This is a genomic window from Micromonospora maritima (genome assembly GCF_902825405.1).
Lineage (GTDB): Bacteria > Actinomycetota > Actinomycetes > Mycobacteriales > Micromonosporaceae > Micromonospora > Micromonospora maritima.
Map to the genome: position 1 here is coordinate 1 of NZ_CADEAU010000664.1, position 2,470 is coordinate 2,470.

Annotated in this window: 2 protein-coding genes and 1 pseudogene; 2 read left to right on the plus strand and 1 reads right to left on the minus strand. The window is 77.6% G+C overall.

The window, feature by feature from the left end; genetic code table 11:
* A partial coding sequence (locus HUW36_RS30735) for a hypothetical protein (protein ID WP_246248408.1) occupies positions 1-1,339 on the minus strand: 1,339 nt, incomplete at its 3' end.
* Between the two features lie 93 nt (positions 1,340-1,432).
* On the opposite strand from HUW36_RS30735, the gene HUW36_RS30740 reads away from it, so the two are divergent.
* Both HUW36_RS30740 and HUW36_RS30745 read left to right on the plus strand, forming a co-directional pair.
* Positions 1,433-2,128: a PASTA domain-containing protein gene (locus HUW36_RS30740; protein ID WP_174531287.1), complete on the plus strand. Its 696-nt coding sequence runs from the start codon at positions 1,433-1,435 to the stop codon at positions 2,126-2,128.
* 110 nt (positions 2,129-2,238) lie between these two features.
* Positions 2,239-2,470: pseudogene (locus HUW36_RS30745) on the plus strand (PASTA domain-containing protein); the annotation flags it as partial.

Here is a 2,470-nt window from a genome sequence, read left to right on the forward strand (position 1 = left end):
GCCCCGACGAGCCGGCGCGCGTGCCGGACGACCGACTCGTGCGGCCCGCCGCCGGGGCCGGCCGATCCGCCCGGGTGGACTCCGCGCCGATACCCGGAGTCGGGTCCGGGTCGGCACCGGGGCCCGGGCCCGTTCCCCCAGTCGGCTCGTCGAGGCGACCGGCCGCCTTGTCCGGAGTGGTGGATGCCGGCTCACTCGTCCGTACCGGCGCGGCTGCTGGGTCGGCGTCCGGCGTGGCCCGGCCCGCCCGGCGACCGAAGAACCTCCGTGCCGGCTTGTCCTCCGTGCCCGGTGCCTGGTCAGCGCCGACGACGTCGGCCCCGGTGGTCGACCCGGCATCGCCACCGGACGACGTGGCCTCCGGCCCGGTGACGTCGGTCCGCCCCGCCTGCGGGGTCGACGTCGGATCCGGCTCCCCGGCGCGCTGGCGGGGCACGGACACGGGCGTGCGGTCCGCCGCCCGGTGGTCGGCCCGCTGGGCGAGCGCGGCCACCAGGACCGAGCCGGCGAGGCCGGCGATCACCGCGTACGGGGCGATCAGGTGGGCCGACAGCTGCTCGGCGGCGATCCCGGCGAGTCGCGGCACGGCCAGCAGGTACGCCAGCGCGACCAGCAGCGGACCGGCCGCACCGGAGGCGGCCGCGCCGACCCGCACCTCCGCCGGACGAACCGCGCGTCGGGCCGCCAGCACGCCGATCACCAGCGCCGAGCCCAGGGAGAGCAGCACCCCCGGCCAGTAGAAGTAGTCGCGGACCCAGAACGCGGCCCGGTCCGCGCTGATCTGCCAGATGCCGAGCTGGGCGGTGGTCAGGCCGCGGCCGGAGAGCACGCCGTCGATCACCGACACCACGGCGAGGAGCCAGAGCCAACCGGTGGTGGCGATCAGGTTGGTGGCGGCGGCCCGGGTGTGCAGCGCCCAGGTCGCCAGCAGCACCCCGAGCACGAGACCAATGGCCGCGTACGTCGCCGCGACGGTCTGCGGCGAGGACGTGTCCGGCACCCGGGCCGCCCGGGCCGGCACCGCCACCAGCAGCACGGTGACCAGCGCGCCGGCACCGGCGGCGAGCGCGAGACCGAGCCGGGGCAGCGTGCCCACCGGTTCGTCGTCGGCGGTGCCCCGCAGGCGTTGGGCGCACACCGCGCCGGCGATGACCGAGGTCGCCGCGATCCAGGTGGCCCAGGCGAGACTCGCCACCCAGGCCGCCTCGACGCGTACCGAGCCGGTCGGCGCCCAGTTGATGATGCCCAGCCCGTAGCCGAAACCGAGCTGCGCGGCGCCCGCACCGGCGGCGACGCCCAGTGCGGCGGCGGTCGATCCTCCCCAGCCCCGTCTGGCCATGCGGGGGAGCGTAGCGTCCCGAGGTCGGCCCGGCGAGTCGTGGGACCGGACGACCGGTCGCGGACGGCTTGGCGACACCGGCTACGGTCGCCGATGAACGAGGCGGGGGACGCGATGACGGACGATCGGCAGCCGGTACGCGACGACGGGACCGGTCCGGGGCGTACCCGGCTCCTGCTCGGCGGCGCTCTGGCGGTGGTCCTGCTGGCCGTGATCGGGGCCAGCGGTGGCTGGGTGCTCGCCGGTGAGCCGGACCGGCCCGACGTCTCGTCCGGTTCCGCGCCGACCGGTGCCGTGCCGACGTCCGCTCCGCCGGCCGCGTCGGCCGCGCCGTCCACCCGACCCGCCGAGGACCGTCCCAGCGGTCCGCGGTCGCGTACCCCCGCCGGCCTCACCGTGCCGGAGGTGGTCGGCGCCGACTTCGAGCGGGCTCGGCAGGAGTTGCGCGACCGCCGGCTCGGCTGGCGGCTGGTGTTCGGCACCGGCTCCGGTCGTACCGTCGAGCGGACCTCGCCGGGCCCCGGCGAACCGGTCAAGCGCGGCGTCACGGTCACCGTCTGGGTCGCCGGGCCGGCCCCGGCCGTCACCGTGCCGGACGTCGGTGCCCTGTCCTGCTCCGACGCGGCGGACGACCTGGTGGAGGCGGGGCTCTACCCGCGTTACCGGAGCGGCCGGCAGGGGCCGGTCGCCGGGCAGGAACCCGCCGCCGGCAGCACTGCCCGGTGGAACGACCAGATCGCGCTCACCTGCGGGGACGTGCCGACGACGAGTCCATCGCCCACTCCCTGACGGCGGGCCGGGCAGGACGGCGCGCTGATGCGGGCCGGCGTGGCCGGGGACCGCTACCGTGGACGATCGAGGGCCGTGTGCCCCGTCCCGGTGGGGAAAGGACGTGTGCCATGAGCGACGACCGTCAGGATCCACCCGCCGGTGACGCGGACGCCACCCGGGCGCTCCCCTCGCACGGCGAGGACGCCGACGCCACCCGCGCGATGCCGCGGGGAGCGGGCGACGAGGATGTCGACGCCACCCGCGCGATGCCGCGAGGGGCGGGCGGTGGGGACGCCGACGCCACCCGCGCGATGCCGCGGGGAGCGGGCGACGACCCCGACGCGACGCGGGCGGTGCCCG

Coding starts and splice junctions, on each gene's coding strand:
- HUW36_RS30740 (WP_174531287.1), top strand. CDS start 1,433: ATGAACGAGGCGGGGGACGCGATGACGGACGATCGGCAGCCGGTACGC.